The sequence below is a fragment of the Formosa undariae genome (genome assembly GCF_042427615.1).
GTDB classification, from domain to species: domain Bacteria; phylum Bacteroidota; class Bacteroidia; order Flavobacteriales; family Flavobacteriaceae; genus Formosa; species Formosa undariae.
The window spans coordinates 803556-826293 of sequence record NZ_JBHMEZ010000003.1; the positions used below are offsets into that span (position 1 = coordinate 803556).

Genomic DNA, 22738 nt, shown 5'->3' on the forward strand with positions numbered 1-22738 from the left:
CAATAGGCTTTTGCAACATTCACAGTATAAACTACTCTTAAAAATTAGAGCATTATTATATATAAAAACAAGACTCCTTATTCAACTTAATATTAACAATTTCAAGTAGCAAAATCACCATCCAGAAACACTTCTCCAAGTATTTACAAAAAAAAGGCTGTGATTTAATCTTAAATATAATTTTCAATTTTATAAAGTCTCTAACAACTAACCATCAAATTAAAACCTAAAACTGAAACAACACGTGGACCAAAATATTTTTTATAGAATAAACTTATTAACGCGAAAGCACCTCCTTTAAGAACGTGATAATGCATCAGAACTAGAACTGTTAGACTTAGGAAAATATTATATTCAAATTCAAAAAATAAAAAACTAATATCTTGAGCTCAATTAGATTATTCCCGCAAAACAAGAACCTAAATTCAATAAGTGATTAAACCATAATAAAAGTAAAAAAAACCTTTATTTTAAAAAACACTAAACATATTGAATCGTTATATAATTAAAGACTCCATCTATCTATATTTCAAAATTATAGCCTGAATTTAATAATTTCTGATAATTTTTAGAGTTAAATTTATACAGAAAAGCACCGCGTTTAGAATTTGTTTTATCTTTTTCATCCAATTTTTCTAAAACTTTTAATGATAAAACCTTCTTTCTGAAATTCCCAGCATCCATACTCCTTTGAAAAATGGCCTCATACAAATTTTGCATTTGAGGGATTGTAAACTTTTCAGGAAGTAATTTAAAACCGATAGGCTGATATTTAGCTTTACGTTTTAGTTCTTCTAAAGCATCCTTAACCATAACGGAATGATCTAAAGTTAAATCTGGCAAATCATGCAATCTATACCAAAACGCACCATGCTTTTCTACCAATTCTTTATCATAAGCATCAATTCGAATCAAAGCATATTTAGCTATAGAAATACAGCGTGAACCCTTATCTCTATTTACATTTGTGTATGTTTTTAACGGTTCTAAAAAAACGTTATCTAGACCTGTAATCTGTTTTAAAACGCGTCTTGATGCTGTATCGTCATCTTCATCCAATTCTAAAAAACTTCCAATTAAAGACCAATCACCTTTATCAGGTTCTACACGTCTTTTAAAAATAAGAAGCTTTAGTTCTCCTTCATCAAATCCAAAAACAATGCAATCTGAAGCCACGTACATTTTATCATGAGATGCGTAATAATCTATTTTTTGTTTTATCATAATTAAAAATAATACGTTAAAAATAATAAAAGTATAATTTACTTTTATTATTTTTATCAAAATTTAAAAACATTTAACTAATATACACCTTCACCAATGAAAAATCCGTTAATAGAAAACATCTCCAAAGCGTTTATAGACACATTTAAACAGGATCCAATATTAGTATTTTCTCCTGGAAGAATCAATGTTATTGGTGAACATACAGATTATAATGATGGTTTTGTATTCCCTGCCGCTATAGATCAAGGTATTGCAGCGGCCATTCAAAAATCTGAAACGAACACTTGTATTGCCCATGCATATGATTTAAATGACTCTTACGAATTTTCTTTAGATAATATTACTCCTTTACAAAACGGTGGCTGGAGAAATTACGTTATTGGTGTTGTTGCAGAAATCCAGAAAAAAGGAATTACAGTACCGGCATTTAATATTGTGTTTGGAGGTAATATTCCTGAAGGCGCAGGTCTTTCCTCTTCTGCAGCATTAGAAAACAGTGTGGTGTTTGGCTTAAATGAATTATTTAAATTAGGCTTAACAAAATCTGAAATGATTTTAGTTTCACAACAAGCGGAACATAATTTTGCAGGTGTACGTTGTGGTATAATGGATCAATATGCAAGTATGTTCGGACAAAAAGATCATGCCTTACTTTTAGACTGTAGAACCCAAGAAGCTACTCCTTTTTTTATAGACTTACATGATTATCAATTACTTTTAGTAAATACGAATGTAAAACATGATTTGTCTGAAGCCGCTTATAACGACAGAAGACAGGTTTGTGAAACCGTTAGCAAACACCTTAAAATTGACGCCTTGAGAGATGCTACGGAAGCGGATTTATTAAAAATAAAATCTAAACTTACTGAAGATGATTATCAAAAGGCACTTTATGTTATTCAAGAAAACAATCGTGCTCTAGAAGCTGTTGACGCCATGAAAGCTAATGAATTAGAGCGTTTAGGAGCTTTACTGTTTGCGTCACACGATGGCTTGCAAAATCAATATCACGTAAGTTGCCCTGAACTAGATTTCCTAGTCGATTTTGCAAAAAATAATGAAAACATTATTGGAGCACGCATGATGGGCGGCGGATTTGGTGGTTGCACCATTAACATGGTAAAAAAATCGGCATTAGAAACTGTTCAAAAAACAATCTCAAAAATATATAAAGAAGCTTTTAACAAAGACTGCTCTTTTTACAATGTTAACCTATCTGAAGGAACTCACTTAGTTCAAATTTAATTCCATAAACTGTATCTATAATGACAAACAATATTCAAGATTACTCGCATAAACGTTTCAATATATTAACAGGAGAATGGGTATTAGTTTCTCCACATCGCGCTAAACGCCCTTGGCAAGGCCAAAACGAGGAAGTTGCTAACGAACAAAGACCATCTCACGACGAAAGTTGTTATTTATGTGCTGGAAACACCCGTGCAAATGGAGAAATTAATCCGGATTACACAGATGTATTTGTATTTACGAACGATTTTGCTGCACTTCAAAAAGACTCTGAAACCTTTACGGTAAACGAAGGATTATTGCAGGCACAAAGTGAACAAGGTGTTTGTAAAGTTATTTGTTTTAGCCCAGATCACTCTAAGAGTTTAGCAAACATGTCTGTTCCAGACATTAATAAAGTGGTTAAAACGTGGCAAAACGAGTATAAAACTTTAGGAGCAATGGATATGATTAAATACGTCCAAATTTTCGAAAATAAAGGCGCTATTATGGGATGTAGTAACCCACATCCTCACGGTCAAATTTGGAGTCAATCAACACTTCCTAACGAAGCATCTAAAAAAGACACTCAACAATTAACTTATTACAACACTAATAAATCGACTTTATTAAGTGACTATCTAAAGCAAGAATTTGAAATTAAAGAGCGTATTATATATGAAAATGATGCTTTTGTTATTCTTGTTCCGTTTTGGGCTATCTGGCCTTTTGAAACTATGATTGTTCCTAAAATAGCTCAAGAAAGTATTTTAGAGATGACGGATAAAGAAACAGAATTATTTGCTGATGCCATTTCAGTAATTACTAAAGTTTACGATAAATTATTCAACATATCATTCCCTTATTCTAGTGGAATTCATCAAGCGCCTACAAATGATACGGATCATTCTCACTGGCATTGGCATATGAGTTTTTATCCTCCATTATTACGTAGTGCAACCGTTAAGAAATTTATGGTGGGTTATGAAATGTTCGGATCTCCACAACGAGATATCACACCGGAATGGGCCGCAACTACTCTTAAAAATTTAGTGTAACTAATTTAACTTAAAGTAAAAAACACTATACATTCCATCTGATTTAAGCATCACTTTAAATCAGATGGAATTTAAATTTTAAAATTCTTATTTTCTTTTCCAAAAAAACATCTTCTTTACTAAAAACAAAGTGTACTCTGTTTTTTATTAGCATCTACGTTTAATTAACCAGCTAGTTTCCTTAGCCTAAATATTTAAACAAAAAAAATCTCAGATTAACATTAATCTGAGATTATTAAACGAGTACAGTTATGAGATAAAACCAGGAGATAGCACCGCCACTAAATGATAAAGTGTCGTTCTCAATACCGTATCGTCCGACCAGCTCTAGACAGATTAAAGTAGTCTTGAATGTTTAGATTCGACATAAATATATGCCCCCTAAAACAACTACTCATCCTCTTTCCAAATCACGTCTATTAATCTTAGGGATTAAGTCGTTTGTAATACTGTTTTTTTAGAAATTGGAGTCTTAACTTTTCGGTATACCCAAGCTATTTCTCCCAATTGAAATATAATTTTCACAGAATCTTTCATAGATAATTTAGAACCATCGGCATGAATCCAGCGCTTAAGCGGTTGCTCACACAGCATGGCCTTCGCTTGTTGTAATCCGAAATACTGACTCATACGTTTAAAGATTTCGACATCGAAAATCCACTGCGTAACAAATTTTTCGCCGAAAGCGACTTCTATAACATCTTTACTAAAGATTTTAGCACCACATTGCGTGTCTTTAAAATCCATCTTTAATATGTTCCTGATGATGAAATTAATGCTTAAGCTAATTATTTTTCGAGCAGATTCTTTGGTAATATTCGCACCCATTCTAGAAATTCTAGAGCCACTTACAATTTTAAAATCGGAGGTTTCAATGGTTTTCACTAAATCATCAAAATCGGCTAAGTCTGTAGACAAATCAGCATCTAAAAAACCGATATAATCTAAATCTGCTTTCTTAGCCATAAACAACATTCCTAGACGCACAGCTTCTGCTTTTCCGCCGTTCTTTTCGCAATCGTACACCGTTATAAAATCTTCTCTCCCTTTTTGCAAGTTATAAAGGACTTCTAGAGTTTTATCTTTACTGCCATCGTTTACAAAGCATAAATGATATCCAGAATGCTTATCTATATAGTTAGTAAATTCTTCACTTAATAACCGTTCTTCCTCATTATAACACGGAATAACAACACCTACACAACGCTCCTGAATGACAACATTGCTTACAGATACCGTGTCTTGGACTTCTGGAGCTCCAATTAAACGTTTTACACGCGCGCTGATTTCATTAAGACTTAGCGGTTTTTTCATATAATCGTTTATCCCTAAATCGAAACCTTCTGTAATCGTATCATCTGTAGTATTTCCGGACAACACCATTATGGGTGTCTCGGCATTATTAGATTGTCTTATATGTTTTACAATATCCAATCCAGAAACAAAAGGCATATTAATATCTACAATAACTAAATCTGGAATAAATATATTATAAGCGGCTATTCCCTTTTGTCCATCGACTTCTATTTTCACCTCATAACCCAATTCAGTTAAGCGCTTTTGCAATGGAAGTAAAACGAGTTGCTGATCGTCTATGGCTAAAATTTTCATAATACCTTGTTTTATTAATTTTTGATACTCCAAAAGTACCTTAGAAGTTACCCTGAAAAATCTATTTTAGTTTAACCGATGCTCTTGTATCGATGAATGGTAGATTGCTATAGATAATTAAAAAAGAAAGCCCTACTTAATTTATTTATCTTTACCGTACTGATAATTCAATGAAAGAAACCTCAAACAAATACTTAATTGTAGCCATCCTTTTAGGACTTGCTTTTCATGGTAGTGCCATATTTTTCACATTGGAAACCACTTATGATGCGTTAATACATCTGTTTTTTGCAGATCATTATGCACACAGTTGGTTTGAACCCTGGAATTATAAGTGGTACACCGGATTTACAGTACAGAGCTATCCGCCTTTAGTACATCAATCTATAGCGCTATTGTCTTTAATTGGAGGTTTAAAATTTGGGATGTTTAGTGTAGCACTAATAGCTATTGTCTTATTTATTACTGGTGTTTATCGTTTTTCTTTAATGATGACAGCTAACAAAACGATAGCTGGTTATGCCACTATTCTGGCTGTATTTTCATCGTCATTTATAGAAACCCTACACCTTTTTGGTCAACTACCTAGTATTATTGGTGTTTCCGTATTAATGCATTCCTTGCCAGAGATTTACCTTTGGCTAAAAACGGGTAAACGCTGGTACTTAGCAACCTCACTATCTTTAATTGCTGTTACCGTGACGTCTCACCATGTCACTCCCATTTTTGGAATGATATTTTTCATCTTCCCTTTAATTGGGATGGTCATTATGGATGTATCTCGCGAGCAGGTTGATAGTATGAAAGCGGTGACTTTTAAATTGTTTTTAAATAGTTTTTTAAAGCTCGTTAAACGCATTTTAAGCTTTGGTCTTTTATCACTGGTTTTAATTATAGGATGTATTCTGCCGTATTGGTTAAACTCGAAAGCAAACCCCATTACTCAAGTGCCTATTCCGCATGGATCGCGAGACAATTTTCTTGAGGTTACATCCTCTGGATTGGTTTTCTTTTTAATTCCTTGGGGTATTTTATTGGTGCTATTACCTTATATATTTTACAGGTATTATAGTAAACGTTATCTCTTTTTCGGATTATCGGTTACCATTTGCACCATATTAGGTACCGGAGGAACCACATCTATTCCGTTAAAAATGTTAGGAGAAACCGCTTTTAATATATTAACATTAGACCGGTTTACACTTTGGGCCTCAATCTTATCTATTCCCATGATGGGAGAATTTGCCTATCGCTTTGTAGAAGGCGATTTAAAAACGTTAATTCAAGCAAAATTCGGAGCTATTTACCACAGGATTGCTGGTGGTATTCTAGCAGGACTTATGGTTTTTATGGTGGTATTTACTATGAGTTTAAATTATTTTAGACCCTCACAGCCACAGAAAATAAAAATGCTTCCTATCGTGAATTTCTTAAATCAAGACGATCATGATAAATGGCGCTTTTTAACGCTTGGTTTTGGTGACCAAATGGCGTGGTTAAGTGCACAAACAAATGCGATGACAGTAGATGGTAATTACCATTCGGCACGACGCCTTCCGGAGTTAACCACCCGCCCCATAGAACGCTTAGAGAATTCAAAATTTAAAGGTGTTGCTGGGATTGGTTCCCTACAGCAGTTTTTAACCACACCAGAAAAATACAATCTCAAATACATTTTTTCTAACGATAAATTTTACGATCCTATTTTATATTTCTGTGGGTGGCAACGCTTGCGACAATTAGAAAATGGCATTATGGTTTGGGAACGTTTAAATATTCCTCCAGTATCCTCTATATTACCAAAAGAAGATGTGGCGCAATGGTTAAAAATCCACTGGGGCATCGTTCCTTTTTTAACCGTTCTGATAGCCTTTATTTTAAACATACAGATGTTTTGGATAAACATGCTAAAAACACGTTTTAAACCCCTTCCTGATTTTTTAAAATTCCCTATATCCTATACTAAATTTAATAGGACAGTGCTACGCATAACACACTTATGGTCTCTGTTATTAGCCAGTGTAGTTTGTTATGGCCTCTATATATTTTACTTAAAGAATGACACCCAACGCAGTCCTGAACAAGCCATTATAACCTATTATGATGCCCTCGATTTTAAAAATTTCGAAAAAGCGCACAATTTAATCGATCCCGAAAACGACATGCCAATAGCACAATATATGCTAGAAATCTCGGTTACAGATGGCTTACTTAGTAGTTATGCGAAAATGGACGCTATTACAACTGAAATCACCCCGCTAAACGATAGTACCGTGTCTGCAAAAGTAATCACGCAATGGATTACACCACTAGAAAAGATTGAAAAAGTAGATTATAAATCCTTATCCAAACGTAAAGGCAAATGGTATTTACATGCCGACGATTTAAATCATGATTTGCCACCAGATCAATTGTATTCAGATCAAGCTACAACCTATTACAATCAGGGTAGGCGCCGTATTACCACAGAACAAACGCATCACGAAGACATATTAAAACAACCCGTTTTAGAAGTCGTTTCGGCTAAATTGGTACATTACAACGGGAGTTATGCCATTATTGGAGAAATTCAGAATATAGATAACGTCCCTGCCGATGTGGTTTTAAAAGGAACGTTATACAACAACGCTAATAAACAACTGGCAACCTACAATGCAAAATATCATGTTAAACATAAATTAATGCCAAAAGAGTCAAGTAGTTTCCGAATTAACTTTGAAGGAATTGCTTGGTCCAAAACACAAGATTCTATTCCAGAAACCTTTAATCCTGATGAATTTACGCCCGTAGCGTTTGAAGAGCAACCTACCAAATTTAACCTGCAAGTGGCTGGAAATGTTACAGGATCTGATTTATATAAAAAAGGCGTACTTAGTGCACTAACAGTTAATAATGAAACCATACACGGTAACCTCTTTAATAGTGGGATTCAGGAAATAACAATACCTCAGCTTCTAATTACCTATTACGACGCCAACAAAAACATGGTTTGGGTCGATCACTTATTTGTAAAAGCAGGCATAAGACAGCAACGAAAACAAGATTTTGAGTACCACATCTTAAAAGCAGGACCAACAGAAATAATAAATACAGACATGTCTAATATTTTTGTAAATGGTTTGCCCAATGCTGCAATAGCTTCTAAAATTGTACCTCAAAGAATTATAAATCATAATAACGAACACTTACAACCGATAAATCATCCAGATTTTAGTTATATTAAAATAGAATTGAACACCTATTTAGGAAACCCCCATTAATGCTTTTGAAACGGACATACATACTCTTTTTAGGACTGATATTATTATCATCGTTCGCTATAGTGCAAGAACAAGCGACCGATACAATTATGCGCCTATTAACAACATCTACACAGTATGAAGTAGGCACACCTGTAATTCTAGAATTCACAGCTTCACGACAAAAAACACCACTACTCTATTGTACAAGCAGTTTTGGATCGACGTTGGTATCTTCTCGTTTTAAAGACGACAAGCTTCAGTATATAATTCCGAAAAACATATGTAATAAAATTGGTGTGGTGCAATGGACCTTATTGACAGATCACGATTCAATATCTGGGCAATTTCATGTAAATCCGAAAGCCGAAGTCGCTACTATGGAGACCTATATTGGTCCGCCGAGTATTGAGGCTGGAGGTACAGATTATGCCATGTTGGTTATTATTCCAACAGACTCTTTAGACAACCCTGTGCCGAAAAACACGGTAGTTAATGCAAAATATCAATTTTTAAACACCGAGGAACAAGACCCCATTTTTACAAATAATATAATCGCTTATAAAAATATATATTCTAAAAATGACAGTGGACGGATTTTAGTTTCTTCGGAAAGTTTAGGCATTAACAGTAAAGAATTCACCATTAATGTTTGGGCTGCTATTCCTACAGATTTCACCATTTCTGCCAAACGCCCACATGTTTATGCCGATGGCAATCAGATTACAACATTTAGTACGTCCGTATTAAAAGACAAACACGATAATCTGGTTAGCGATGGGACTTTTGTCACCTTTTTTATTACCAACGACGCTGGAAATATTCTTAAAACTACAGGAACTACAATTTCAGGTGTTGCACATGCTAAGATGATTCATCCAGATTTTAAAGACCAGTGGCAGGTCAAAGCAGCTGTAGATGGCATGTCCGAAAGTCAGACATTAACCGTAAACTACCAAAGTGTTATCGAAGATTTTGAAGTTGCATTTTCCAATCATAATCGCGATATTTTAGTTGGTCCTTTACAAAGTTTTATGCAACAAATGATTCCTGATGGATTACAAGTTAATTTATTAATTTATAAAGAGGATACGCTTGTACATCGCATCACTAAAACATCGTTTAATGGTTATATTAATTTTCATTTAAAACCCGCAATCTATGCCAACGAAACGTATACATTCCGAGTTGAAACCGCAGGAATAGACAAAACATTTAATGACAAAAAACTATGGTAGGTCTTAACAAAAACATACTCCGATCCATTATAATCCTCTCATACATTATGATTATTGCTTTAATACTTTCTGGCATAAGCGCCCTTTTTAGTTATCTAAATACGGGTGCCGACAGAAGTAGCATGCTACATACCGAAATACAAAAGGTAGCACAATACACACCAAAACTAACTTGGACTCCCTTACAAAACGAAGGACGGCACATGGATAGCCAGAATTTAATAGCCTTACAAAACGATTATTTAGACGCTTGGTATGTAAAACACATAGCTTATAAAACCAATAAAACAGCTGGCATAAAAGATTATTATACAGACAGTGCCAGAACACATTTGTGCGATTTTATAGCGTTAAATAAAGACCAAAATATTACGATTGAAGCGACAACATTAAGCCATAATCCAACCTTAGATTTTTTTAGTGAAGACGGGCAATTAGCAGTGATTACAGACCGGGATGTTGTGGAATATAAGCGGATATTTAAAGACAATGAACCTATTTTAGAAACTACAGAAACCGCTACTTATAAAATCGTGTTTTTGTTAGAAGATGGCTTTTGGCGCATTCGCCATTTGATTAAAGAAAGCCAAATGCCTTTTAAAGCAAAAATATCAAAAATTGAAACAAATAACCTGAGTATTAAGGGCATTAACTACTATCCTAAAGATACACCATGGAATATGTTTGGCGATAAATTCTCTAAAGACATTATTACAAATGACTTTAAAATTATAAAACAGGCAGGTTTAAATACAGTCCGAATATTTGTTCAGTATGAAGATTTTGGAAAAGCAGAAGTAAAACCCAAGAAACTAGAAAAATTAAAACAGACGTTAGATATAGCAGAAGCTCAGCGTTTGAAAGTAGTACTCACACTGTTTGATTTCTATGGAGATTATTCCGTTATGGATTGGACCTTAAACCAACGCCATGCCAGTACTATTGTAGATACATTTAAAAATCACAATGCTATTGTTGCTTGGGATATTAAAAACGAGCCTAATCTCGATTTTGAATCGCGAGGTAAATCCAATGTCGTGGCTTGGCTAGATGCCATGATTCATTTAGTGAGGTCTACCGACTCTATACACCCGGTAACTATCGGGTGGTCTAACACAGCAAGTGCTTCTATTTTAAAAGATAAAGTCGACTTGGTTTCCTTTCATTATTACGAAGATATAAATGAGTTGGATACAGCCATAAAAACGTTAAAAAAGAACATCCCTAACAAAAAATTAGTATTACAAGAATATGGCATATCTTCTTATAGCGGACTCTGGAAACCCTTCGGATCTTCGGAAGAAGACCAAGCAAATTATCATAAAAAAATCCAGGATATTATTGCAGACAATAACCTAGAATTTATGTCTTGGACGCTTTACGACTTTACAGAAATACCAAAAGAAGTCGTTGGACGACTTCCTTGGAGAAAAAATATTCAGGAACATTTTGGTTTTATTAAGCAAAACGGAGAACGAAAACCCGCTTTTAGATACATGGCTAAACCATAATTTTTTCGGCTTTGTTATCTTTTAAAATATTCTTTTGTTCGATTATCGTTTTAAAAGTATCTAAATACATATCTGCTATTTGCGACATCGGATGCGCCGTGGCAGCTTTGTAATTTATTTGTCCCAAACCGATTCTATAATTGCTATTTGTTACTATCGCTTCAATAGCATTCGCTAAACTTATTATACTATTGGGATCAAAAAACTCACCATCATAACCTTCGTCTTGAACCAACAGCGCTAAATCTCCCAAATCTGGCATTACCACTGCCTTACCATAACTTCCTGCCTGATGCAATACCCCTGAACTCCCCGTAGTTGATGTATATGGAAAAACAACTACTGCACTTTCATTAAATAATTTTGGCACCTCATGCTCTTCTACATAACCCGTAAATCTTACTTTAGGAACGTGTTTATACGTTTTTTGCACTTGGTCTAAATAACCTGGTACATTCGGATTATCTGTTCCTGCAATAACGACTTCTAAATCTAAACCCGTTTTTGCTCTCACCAATTCCACTGCTTCAATCATGCCTTCTACTTTCTTATAGGTTCCAAACTTTCCAAAGGTCATAATTTGCATAGGCCCTTCTGGCAGTCTATAATTAGGTTCTTCCGGAATCTCGAAAGTACCATGCGGTATTAATTTTATATTCAATGACAAATATTTAATTTCCAAAATATCAACATACTTCTGCATGGTTACAGCAACCATATCGCTTTGCAGTATTAACTTGGTTAACGAAGTCCCAATAGAGCCATAAATCTTTTGCATTATTTTATTTGATGTAAAACCAGCACTTCCCAAATCGACTTCTTCCAAAATATTATGAAGCAACACGATATTAGGTATCTTTTTTATTTTACAAACCAAAGGCAACATCAACCCCAAAGCAGCTGCAATTTTTTTGTCACCAAATTTCATAAACTGTAAATTAAACAAAACAGCATCTGGCTTGGTCGAATTAATAGCTTTAGTCACGTTAATTAGGTTTGTATAACTATTAAATTTCCAGCACTCTTTTACCGTTATTTTACAACCGGCCTCTGTAAACTCTAAATCTTTTTTACCCTCAGTTTTATCTGTTAGTAAAACCAGTTCAGTAATCATTTCCTTTTGTCTGAATTGTTTCACTAAATGAAATGCATATTCATTTAAGGTGACTTTACTTGGAGGATACGCGGTTACTATTGCTAATTTCATGAGACTAGTTAATTTTAATTATATCACAAATTTGAGATTATTTTATGTAGATTTTGTTGAATTACGGTTGGCGGGCTAATTACTGTAGACGAATGGTAACTTACTATAGATTAACCCTTTCTAACACTTAAAACCTTGTAATCCAGAACAAACCACACCAATTGGATACCTAATAACAATGCCATCGCTATTATTTGCATATGTACCACTTGCTCTAAACTTTCGTGAAACCAAACCACTAAAAACATTTGTAAAAGCCCGAATAATCCAGAGATCACAACCGGGATATATTGCGCTAAAGACAAATAATAATATGCAAAAATATTAGACACCGCGAATAGACCCGTGGCTAAGGCATATTTCCATAATAAAGGTGCAACTGATAAATAACTTTTACCAAACAATAGAGTAATTGCCGTTTCTGGGAATAAAGCGGTTACACATACAATACCAAAAGCTATTGCGGCGATATACCCCACGTATTTAAATAAAATAGGAGCCGTTTGCTTACCTTCTTTTTTTAACTGAACAACGGTTGGTAACAAGAGCATGACAAACATCCAAGCTATAAAATAAACGATGCGACCAATTAAAGCTAAAGAAGCATATAGGCCAGCTTCGTAAGATTCGAAATAATGTTTTACCAATAAAATATCACTATTGTTTATAATGATTTGTGTGAGTTCGTAAAACGCAGTTAAGATAAAAAAGCGTCTTATTTGTTTGCTATGCTCATTATTTACAAAAGTCTTTTTAAAAGATATATGTTCGGTTTTAAATGGAAATAACCCAATGATAAAGGATACAAATATACCGATAGCTATAGTGATTGAAGATTGTAAATTAAATAGAAAAATAAGCCCCAATGTAATAACTAATCGGCTTAACATTTCACCTTGATATGTAAGCGATAACGCTTTAAAATCTTGCTTACCTTGAAAAACACCTCTATTTACACTCATTACAAAATATAGCGGTACTCCTAATCCAAAAACAACAAACATACTAGACGACGTGGTATGAAACAGCTGCTGTAATTGTTTTGAAAATAGCACCGTAAGCACACCTAAAATAACACCAACCCACGTGGCATTTTTATAAATTCTAGCAATAAAGCCACTAAACACATCTGTTTCTAATTCCACCGAAAATTTAGCGGTGACCAACTGAAAAGTCATCGCAACAAAAGACAACACCAATAACAACGTAATTAGTACCGCAGCATCTGCGAACTGGGCAGGACCTAATAATCGACCAAGAATAAGATTGTAAAAATAATTCCCGCCATTTACAGCCAATACACTAAGCATAAATAGTTGTTTTGGTTCTAATTTCTTACCTTTTAAAATTGAAATGACTTGCATGCTCTGTTACAAAATTTGAGTTAACTAATTCGTTATCGTTTTTAATTTCTGCTACAAATATCTTCCTATAATCAGTCAATGGTAGATCAATTTCGATGAATGGACAGTTGCTATAGATGAATAATGCAACCTCTATGCTTAACTTGCAATATGAAAAATCACGAAATGAAACTCACATATTATTTAACGTTATGTCTGGCTTTTTTCACCCTTTTGGGATTCTCTCAAAATATGCAAGAAGGCTTTACTTATTTAGAAACTGGAAAATACGAAGCTGCCGAATCTTTTTTTAAAACGGTATTAGAAGACCATCCTAATAATAAAACGGCCCGTTTATGTTACGGCCGCGCTATTGGTTTACACAACAACCCAGAACAGGCAGAAACTTTATTTGAGAATCTTTTGAATGATTTCCCTAATGATTTTGAAGTCAAACTAAATTATGGTGAATCCTTATTATGGAACAGTAAATTTGAAGAAGCTAAAAGTTATTTCAAGACGCTTATTATAGAAGATCCTAAAAGTTTTCCTGCTTTATTAAGTTATGCCAATACCTTATCTAATTTAAAATTGTACGAAGACGCTTTAACTTATGTAAACAAGGCCTTAGCTGTTTCTCCTGGCAATCCCAATGCATTAACATCTAAAAAATATATCTACTTGGGGTATGCCTACCAGCAACAGCAAGCTCAGAATTACGATAAAGCAGAACATTTACTTTTAGAAAATCTTACTCTTTTTAAGGAAGATGCAGACACCCAAATAAATTTAGCCAACTTATACCTTATTGCAAACAGGTTGGAGGATGCTACTGCCGTATACCAAACCTTAGAAGCAAAACCGCAATACAATATAACGGGTTTAAACGGACTGGCTTTAGTCGCGCATTTAAATGAAAAAGATGCCGAGGCCTTAGAGTTTAGCAAACAGGCATTCTCTAAATTAAATTCAGATAGCGATGTTAAAATAAAACAGGCAACGACAGAACGCTATATCCAAGCCTTAATTTGGAACCGAAAGTATACTGAAGCAGACACTAATATTTCAAGCTTAATAGAAACGCATCCTAACGAAAATTGGGTTCTTGCCTTAAGAGCCACATTAAATATTTATAAAAGTGATTTTAAAAAGAGTGTAACAGATTATAACCGAATTTTAGTAAACGATAGTACTTCGTTCGATGGAAACTTAGGAAAAGCCAATGCTTTAAAAGCCTTGGGATATTATGATGATGCTTATATCTCGGCAGAAAACACCTTGTCTTTCTATAAGAATCAAAAAGATGCGTCTCAATTTATAAAGACTTTAAACACCACTTTTACGCCATCTTGGGAGACTAAATCCTACTATTCTTTCGATAATGGAGATAATAAAGCATACGCCATACAAACAGGTTTAGAAATTCCAACCTCGACAAAACTAAAGTGGTTAGCGACTTACGGTTTTCGTTCTACCAGCAATAAGGTTACAGATAACGAAGCTCAGTCTAACAATTTTGCATTGGGATTAAGCTATCAAATCTTACCCAATATCACATTTAAAGGTTTAGGAGGTATCACCGATGCCAAAGCTAGCACGAATGACTATACCCATTTTGTGACCGATGTATCTTTAAATATAAAACCTTATAAATTACAAGTCTTAGATTTAGGTTACAAAAGAGAAATACAGAATTTTAACGCCGAATTATTAGATCGTGAAATTGTAATGAATCATGCATATGCGAATTACAATTTAAGTACTAATTTTAAATTGGGCTGGTTTACGCAGTATTTTTACACGTGGCAAAGCGACGAGAATACAAGAAACTTATTATTCACATCGTTGTACTACAACTTGTTTAATAAACCAGCTTTAAAAGTAGGATTAAACTATCAATACATCACCTTTAAAAACCAGGTACCAGATATTTATTTTAGTCCAGAATCATTTAACGCCTTCGAAATCTTTGCGAACGTGATAAAAAACGAAGAGACTACCAAGCCAAAATCATGGTTTTACGAACTTACTGCGGCTACAGGTTTGCAATATATTGAAGACGATAGTAGCCAGATAACTTATCGTATTCAAGGAAAACTAGGTTACAAATTCACCGACCGTGCGTTGATAAACCTTTATGGTACTCAGAGTAATATTGCTTCGGCAACGGCTGCTGGGTTTAATTATACTGAAATTGGACTGCGTTTTAAATGGTATTTGTTCGACAAACCTTTATTTAGAAAATAGTTGACTCCGTTAACCGGGACAAAGACACAACTCCTTAAAAACACACGAGTTACAATAAAATAAATTCAATCTTTAAAAGTATTCCTAAAAGTCTATCAAAGATCCTACTAAAAAGAAGCCACATGTATCATATAACATGTGGCTTTTATGGTTTCTTATATTAAGAAGTCTACTTCTCTGCCTACTCATATTCAGTCAACGATGTGTCATAGGTAAACAAATAACGATTAGGCTTATCTGATTTATAGTATTAAATTTACTAGTCATAATTATGACTAACAACAGGTTTATGGTTTATAATATTGACATAAATCTGGAGTACTCCACCTCTATCTCGCACTATATTTTTCTTCTAAAGAACTCTGGTCTTTCTTGTATTCTTAAGCGTTAAAAAACTATATACTTATTGCGCTTATTATAGTATATTGATAGCGCTTCTAAGTTAAGCATCCTATATTAATATGGCCATCATATACAAACAAAAGCGGCTTAGACTTACCGTATTACAGTGTTAGATTTACAACACTTAAATAAGACCAACAGCAGATATCCGATTTCTAGTATTGATATAAATATCAAGCACCTCATTATCCCTTGCAAGCTATCTTTCTTTTCTCAGAGCATATATTAGCGAATTTTAAACAATCTTATCAAACTCATTGGGTTTCTGTCTACGCTATTTCACGAAACGCGATAACAAAAACGCTAACGACTATTAGTTTTATCTTTTATTTCATGCCCATCGCAATACTAGGGTTAACTTTTAGAACTTAGTGTTTGAAACCACTTATAACACCTCAACAAAAATGTTTTATGAAATAGATTTATGAAGCCTAAACACTGAAAATTAGAAATAAAAAAAGGCAAAAAACATATGTTTTTTGCCTTACCACTAAAATAATCAGCTATTAATTAATTTACAAGTAGTTTTGTGGTTTTATACTGTGTAATCTTACTTTGTACTTTACATAAATATAATCCTGAGGCCAAATTAGATCTGTTTAACAGTATTTCATTTTTACCGGCTTTAGCTTGAAATGGAATTTCTCTTACAAGTGCTCCCATCTGATTATACACCGCTAATGTTACACTTTCAGATTGCTGGGCTGTAAAATGTATGATTGTTCTTGTCTGCATAGGATTTGGTACTGCAATAGGATTTAATAATTCATCCTGATTAACACTACTTACACTTAAAGTTTCACTAGTTGAGAATCTAAGCTGTTGTAAATCCATTATTTTTGTTTCTTCAGTACCATTTTCAGCAAGCATTGTAAACACTAAAGAGGTAATATCTGTAACTTCCAGAGGAGAACCGTTACTCGATTCAAATTCAGAAAAAGGCAAACTAAATTCGCTAAAATCAGCTGATAAAGAAACACTTGTTTTGTATTGTGTTTCCCAATTCTCAACACTTTCTTTTACCAATCTCACGATAAGCGTTCCTGTTCCTTTGGCTTTAAATTTCAAGCTGTTGTAAGCTGTTAAATCTATCGGATTAAACTTTGGTGTCAAGGCTCTATAAGCCGCAATATATTCGCTGGTCGTTGCTTCTAGACTTATATTACGTTCTACTGGATATTCGTCGCTTTCAAATGCATCGTAATTCGTCTCGACAGTATACTTTGTAACCTCTGTAGATGGTGCAGCATCGTCGTATCCCCAAGGTCCATCGGACATAAATAAATCGTCTGGTGTTTCAACCCCATCGCCTATTCTAAATCCGATATCGAATAAATTTCCAGCATCAACATCGATAGTAGAAATATAGTTTCCGTTTAAATCGATCCGTGTCGATACATAATCTAAAACATCGGTTTCTGTGGTTCTTAATCCCCCATCGAAAGATACAGAAGCACTTTTATTTGTATTTACAATTTCTAAATTTAATAGACCATTGTGATACGTTCCTTTTTTCACAAATACTGTAGGAGCTGTAGAATTATTATAGTTAGAAATCGGTTTTACAATCTCCATCAATCGGATGGTTTCTTCTCCTAGTAATATTAAATCGTCTAAAGAGTTAGACCAAATTTGAAAATTATAGAATCCAACATTATCTTCGTATTTATCTAAATTCCAATGACTCTCTACGCCATATTCATTACCGTTATTAATAGTTTTTACAGAAAAGCTTAAAACAAACTCCAGAGAACCATCGATATTTTTAATTAATGCTTTTATAAATTGTTGCTCATTAATTTCTATAGTCGATACCGATAACAATTCGGCGCCTAATAACCTGTCGCATATATATTTGGTATGCTCGTAAACACCACTGGTTGTTTCTAAGACTAATACCGAAGCTACAGCTTCATCTTTTCTAATATAATCTACAGAATACACATTGGTTGCATTAGTAATTCCTACTAAATCTGATGGAGAAGATTCGATCACCACATCTTCGTTTATAACTTCTAAAGGCACAAAATCTGATAATTGTAAAGCTCCCCTTGATGTTGCCATATTACCATATAGTGACGTTTTTGACACTAATTTCGCTGTTGACTTATCGAATTTATAACTGCTTTTAGTTCTATTAAAATTTCGTTTACTAATCTTATCTGCCAATCTATTATTACTTTCTAATCCGCCTGCATTACCACTAGACGCTGTACTTTGCTCTAAAACTGGACATCCAGAATATCCCGAACAAGAAGGATCTTCACAATCTATTAATCCATCGCCATCATCATCAATTCCGTTATCACAAATTTCTTGAGCCACTGGAGCAGTAGGACAACGTGCACCGTCATTACTAGCACTAGATGGTCCAAAGGCAAACAAATTAGACTCCATTGCATTTGCCCCCGTTAAGTCTTGCACTTTCTGAATCATGTAAATAGTTCCTGTTTGATTTGCCGACACATAGAAGCGTCCGCTAGCATCAAAATACACAGCGCCATAGGTGTAATTTAATCCGGCTAAAGTAGGTATAACGCCTAAAGACAAAACATTACCATTTTCAGGATTTATTCTATATAAAATATTGGTCTTTTTCTCTACAGCGTATAAGTTTCCATCTACAGCATTAAAAGCCCAGTCATGAATATTAATATTTTCGGATAAATTATCTGTTCCTAAATATTGGGTATAGTTTTTAGATTCTGGATTTAAATCTATTGTATAATATGTCTTTCCACCTCCTTTTAAATAATAAATACCATCTGTATTTATATCGCCTACATAACGATTGGATTCGGGTAATTCATTAATAGTATAGATTGTAGTGTTGAAGTTTTTCCCGATGCGAACAATAGATTTCTGAGGACTTGTTAACGAACCCCAAATAAACCCATCTGCAGGATTGTATCCCGCTGCATTAATATTGCCTTCCGTAATATCTGTTGCCACAGTATAAGAATTCCCAGAAGCTAAATCGACAGCATACACATCATTATACTGAAACAAATACGCACTGTAGTCACAATTAAAAGGCACATCTTGTGCATAGGTGCTTATACCTAATAGAAGAAAAATATGTAGTAATTTTTTCATGATATAATAATTTATATCACAAATGTATAGGGTGAAGCGTGTTAAATATTTAATTTTCGCCTGATGAAAACGAAGTGTAGACGAATGGTTTATTAAGCCCGTTAAGTGTTTACAACAAGTTTAAACGTTTCATTAATTCTGGACGATTTGATCGACTTACAGGAATTACATCTTTTTTAATAAGCACACTATTATCCTCAATGTCAACTATTTTCTTCACATTGATAATAAACGAACGATGTACTTTTAGAAACAAATCTTCAGGTAATTTTTCAGACATTTTCTTTAAGGTAGAATGAACCGTATAGTTTTTATCTTCGGTTTTAACATGAATATAATCGCCTTTGGCTTCAACTAAATAGATACTTGGAATATCAATCTTAATAAGTCGTCTATCTATATTAACGTATAAATGATTTCCAGAAGCCGCCACGTCCTTTTCAGAATTTGGAATCTCGACTACTGTTCTCGTCATGTTCTCGGCTTTCGCAATGGCTTTTTGAAAACGATCAGGGGTAATAGGTTTTACAAGATAATCTACTATACAATCATATTCAAAGGCCTGAATAGCAAAATTAGCATCGGAAGTAGTTAGTATTATTTTTGGCGGATTTTTAATAGTTTCTATAAAATCGAAACCTGTAAAATCTGGCATATGAATATCTAAAAATATTAAATCGACATCATTCTGATTTAAAAATTTTATAGCCTGGAGCGCATTAGGAAATTCCTCTAAAACATTCAGACTGTTTAAACTCGTGCATAACTGACCAATTATAGCTCTAGCTGTGGCTTCATCATCAATAATAATACAATTCATAAATACCAATTATAACTTTTGTAGGTAATTAGTTATGGTATTTAATATAGATTCAAATTGATCGTTTAGGGTTGTATTACCCTGAAGTAAATTTTCTTCAAACGCTACAGCAATCTCATAACTTTTCTCAAGCCCTAAAATACTAATTTTATGCTTAAGTTTATGAACATTCTCTGCTGTTAATTTAAAATTTCGGGCATTTAAATTTACGTAGTATACCGTTTTCTCCTCAGGAAACTCTAATTTTATAATGTCTATAAGTTTCTGTTCGAAGGCTAAATCGCCACCAGACATACTTTTAATGTAAGATAAGTTAGGCTGTTCCATGAGGTTCTTTTTTTAAAGTGAAGTAAAATGTAGTGCCTTTACCAACGGTAGATTCTAACCAAATTTCGCCTTCGAATAGGAGCACTATTTTCTTGACAATAGATAAACCTATCCCTGTAGATGTGGGGGTGTTTTCTAGTTTTTTAAAGGTTTCAAAAATCTTTTCAAAATAGATCTTGTCTATTCCTTTACCATTATCTTGTATGTAGAATTGCCAGTACTTATCTTTATCTTCAAACCCAACTTCGATACGTCCTTTCTCTTTATCGTTATATGTTATGGCATTGGTAATTAAATTCTGAAACAATTGTTGCAATCTATATTTATCTCCTTTTACTACTGGTAAACGTTGCTTTTTTTGAATTGAAATATGCTCTGGAATTTCTATAATATCCAATATATCGTAATAGAGTTTATCGACATCGACTCTATAAAACTCTACCTTATTTTTACTTATGGTTGAATATTCTAAAATACCATTAATTAGTAAGTCCATTTTTTCGACATTATTCCTAATTAAGTCTAAATTCTCTTTTCCTTTGGTATCTACAACAGCCTCATAATCTTCTTTTAACCATGCCGTTAACGCATCAATACTACGTAATGGCGATTTTAAATCGTGAGAGACCATGTGCGCATAATCGCTAAGCTCCTGATTTTGGTATGCGAGTTCGCTAAATAATTCTTCGCGTTCTTTGTTTATTAAAATGATTTCGTTTGTCTGGTTTTCAATAAACTCAACCAATTTTATACCATCTAATTCCTTATTATCTGCACTTTTTTGTTCTGGAAGTTCGTAAAATTTCAAGGTTTCAATAACACGCTTTAGCTTCTTAATAACGTCTTGTTGTGCTTGAGCCTCTTGTCGCAATTGTAGATTAGCATCAAACAATTCATCCGAACTCAATCCCATAGCCCGTTGTTGCATGCCATATTGCTCATCGAAATTATTGTACGAGCGATTAACAGCATCTAGAAATGGCTCTAAATCCTTATCGGATGCCTGCACATCGCTTAAATATTTCCGTATTTGTCTTTTTAATAAAGAATTCATTATTCGCTTATTAGCGTTATGGTCATGGTTTGATTATGTAACTGACAGTTGTTTTCACCATGAAATGGGGCAATTTCACCATAAGAATAGAATCCAGAAATAGTGGTATCGTTGCCTACAACAGCCACAACTTCGTCTATTTCTTCTTCTACGCGCTGATCTAAAATTAATTTTCTACCAATACAACTTACCAAAAGCGCCAACTCTGGTTTATTTTTTCTTAATTCTAAAGCTTGTCTCGCAGCCCGTTCTGAAGCATTGGCAATATTATCTACATTTGTCATCATTAACTGCACTTTAGCATTTTGGGTGATATCACCTGCTAAAACAATGGCATTTTCAGCTTCATTAATATTTAAAATACTTCTAACTATAGATTGATTTTCATCTTCTGTGGTTACATTAAGTGGATATAACAAGGCCGCTCCAGGCAACGCTTTAGATTTTTCGCCTAAATATTTCTTATACAAATCTAAAGCCGGTAAGTTGTCTAACTCGTATAAGACATTCCCTTCAGATTTTGTTACGGTACGCTCTGGCCCAAAAGGTGTCCAGCCGCCATGAATTGAGAATGTAACTTCTAAAGTTTCACCATAAAAACCAACAGCTACAATTTCTCCAGGTTTAGGATTCTCGTTATAAGCGGCAAGGGTTTTCTCGAATCTGGCTTCGTCACCACAAAGTCCACCAGTGATTAAAACATTATTTTCGGTCCCGGCATTCATCCCCTTTGTTAACTGACTACCGTTAATAAAACTGCCTTCGGAAATAACATAAATAAATTTTAAACCTGCTTGCGGAAACTGTTTAACAAGTTCTTTACCTGTTTTAAAACTATCTAAATCCGCATGTAAAACATTACTTGTTTTTATTAAAAAATGACTTTTTTCTAACTCTAATGCTGTAAGTGAAATACTTTCGTCATCTACCGTACCACCAGCTATATCGCCACAAGTCGATCCGAAAACAATATGTCCGTCAGGAAAAAGATTTTTAATATCGCTATAAATACTGGGATCTTCTAATTGGAATCTATTTCCGAAAGCCAATACCAATGGATTTTTTAAATCTTGTTTAGGCGATAAATACTCCCACGTATCTCCTTTCTTTTTTAATTGAACCGTTTTCATT

15 protein-coding genes are annotated in these 22738 nt (G+C 33.9%); 6 read left to right on the forward strand and 9 right to left on the reverse strand.

What is annotated here, in order from left to right; genetic code table 11:
• Positions 1-522: 522 nt before the first annotated feature.
• Positions 523-1224, reverse strand: coding sequence for an NUDIX hydrolase (locus ACFFVB_RS06650; protein WP_382381936.1), 702 nt, complete (start codon positions 1222-1224; stop codon positions 523-525).
• 96 nt (positions 1225-1320) lie between these two features.
• On the opposite strand from ACFFVB_RS06650, the gene galK reads away from it, so the two are divergent.
• Positions 1321-2472 (forward strand): galactokinase, encoded by a 1152-nt coding sequence (gene galK, locus ACFFVB_RS06655; RefSeq protein WP_382381937.1) that lies wholly within the window; start codon positions 1321-1323, stop codon positions 2470-2472.
• A 20-nt stretch (positions 2473-2492) separates the two neighbouring features.
• The gene (locus ACFFVB_RS06660) at positions 2493-3512 is read left to right on the forward strand and encodes a UDP-glucose--hexose-1-phosphate uridylyltransferase (RefSeq protein ID WP_382381938.1); all 1020 of its coding nucleotides are present in this window, start codon (positions 2493-2495) and stop codon (positions 3510-3512) included.
• Positions 3513-3944: 432 nt separating this feature from the next.
• Here ACFFVB_RS06660 and ACFFVB_RS06665 read toward each other — a convergent pair whose 3' ends face one another.
• Positions 3945-5123 carry a response regulator gene (locus tag ACFFVB_RS06665; protein ID WP_382381939.1) on the reverse strand — a complete coding sequence of 393 codons (1179 nt, stop codon included), beginning with the start codon at positions 5121-5123 and terminating at the stop codon, positions 3945-3947.
• Between the two features lie 170 nt (positions 5124-5293).
• Between ACFFVB_RS06665 and ACFFVB_RS06670 the strand changes: the two genes are divergently transcribed.
• Genes ACFFVB_RS06670 through ACFFVB_RS06680 form a run of 3 tightly spaced genes read left to right on the forward strand, consistent with a single transcriptional unit; the run spans position 5294 to position 11111 of the window.
• Positions 5294-8383 (forward strand): putative glycosyltransferase family protein, encoded by a 3090-nt coding sequence (locus ACFFVB_RS06670; RefSeq protein WP_382381940.1) that lies wholly within the window; start codon positions 5294-5296, stop codon positions 8381-8383.
• Positions 8383-9600, forward strand: a complete 1218-nt coding sequence (locus ACFFVB_RS06675) for a hypothetical protein (RefSeq protein ID WP_382381941.1) — start codon at positions 8383-8385, stop codon at positions 9598-9600. Before ACFFVB_RS06670 ends, ACFFVB_RS06675 begins: the two co-directional genes overlap by 1 nt.
• Positions 9594-11111 (forward strand): glycoside hydrolase family 2 TIM barrel-domain containing protein, encoded by a 1518-nt coding sequence (locus ACFFVB_RS06680; RefSeq protein ID WP_382381942.1) that lies wholly within the window; start codon positions 9594-9596, stop codon positions 11109-11111. The genes ACFFVB_RS06675 and ACFFVB_RS06680 overlap by 7 nt, the downstream gene beginning before the upstream one ends.
• On the opposite strand, the gene ACFFVB_RS06685 is transcribed toward ACFFVB_RS06680, so the two are convergent.
• A complete protein-coding gene (locus tag ACFFVB_RS06685) occupies positions 11101-12318 on the reverse strand; it encodes a glycosyltransferase (protein ID WP_382381943.1) in 1218 nt (405 codons plus the stop codon). The two genes, ACFFVB_RS06680 and ACFFVB_RS06685, sit on opposite strands and share 11 nt — an antisense overlap.
• Positions 12319-12428: 110 nt before the next feature.
• The gene (locus ACFFVB_RS06690; protein WP_382381944.1) at positions 12429-13682 is read right to left on the reverse strand and encodes an oligosaccharide flippase family protein; all 1254 of its coding nucleotides are present in this window, start codon (positions 13680-13682) and stop codon (positions 12429-12431) included.
• 165 nt (positions 13683-13847) lie between these two features.
• Between ACFFVB_RS06690 and ACFFVB_RS06695 the strand changes: the two genes are divergently transcribed.
• Positions 13848-15908: a tetratricopeptide repeat protein gene (locus tag ACFFVB_RS06695; RefSeq protein WP_382382232.1), complete on the forward strand. Its 2061-nt coding sequence runs from the start codon at positions 13848-13850 to the stop codon at positions 15906-15908.
• Between the two features lie 912 nt (positions 15909-16820).
• Here the strand turns inward: ACFFVB_RS06695 and ACFFVB_RS06700 are convergent.
• The 5 genes from ACFFVB_RS06700 to ACFFVB_RS06720 all read right to left on the reverse strand — a co-directional run bounded on the left by ACFFVB_RS06700 (position 16821) and on the right by ACFFVB_RS06720 (position 22737).
• On the reverse strand, positions 16821-19406 hold the full coding sequence (locus tag ACFFVB_RS06700) for a DUF6923 family protein (RefSeq protein ID WP_382381945.1): 2586 nt from the start codon (positions 19404-19406) through the stop codon (positions 16821-16823).
• Positions 19407-19515: 109 nt separating this feature from the next.
• Positions 19516-20226: a LytR/AlgR family response regulator transcription factor gene (locus ACFFVB_RS06705; protein ID WP_382381946.1), complete on the reverse strand. Its 711-nt coding sequence runs from the start codon at positions 20224-20226 to the stop codon at positions 19516-19518.
• A gap of 9 nt (positions 20227-20235) precedes the next feature.
• On the reverse strand, positions 20236-20553 hold the full coding sequence (locus ACFFVB_RS06710; RefSeq protein ID WP_382381947.1) for an Hpt domain-containing protein: 318 nt from the start codon (positions 20551-20553) through the stop codon (positions 20236-20238).
• Positions 20540-21607 (reverse strand): sensor histidine kinase, encoded by a 1068-nt coding sequence (locus ACFFVB_RS06715; protein ID WP_382381948.1) that lies wholly within the window; start codon positions 21605-21607, stop codon positions 20540-20542. Before ACFFVB_RS06715 ends, ACFFVB_RS06710 begins: the two co-directional genes overlap by 14 nt.
• Positions 21607-22737 (reverse strand): FIST signal transduction protein, encoded by a 1131-nt coding sequence (locus ACFFVB_RS06720; protein WP_382381949.1) that lies wholly within the window; start codon positions 22735-22737, stop codon positions 21607-21609. The genes ACFFVB_RS06715 and ACFFVB_RS06720 overlap by 1 nt, the downstream gene beginning before the upstream one ends.
• Position 22738: the final 1 nt, after the last annotated feature.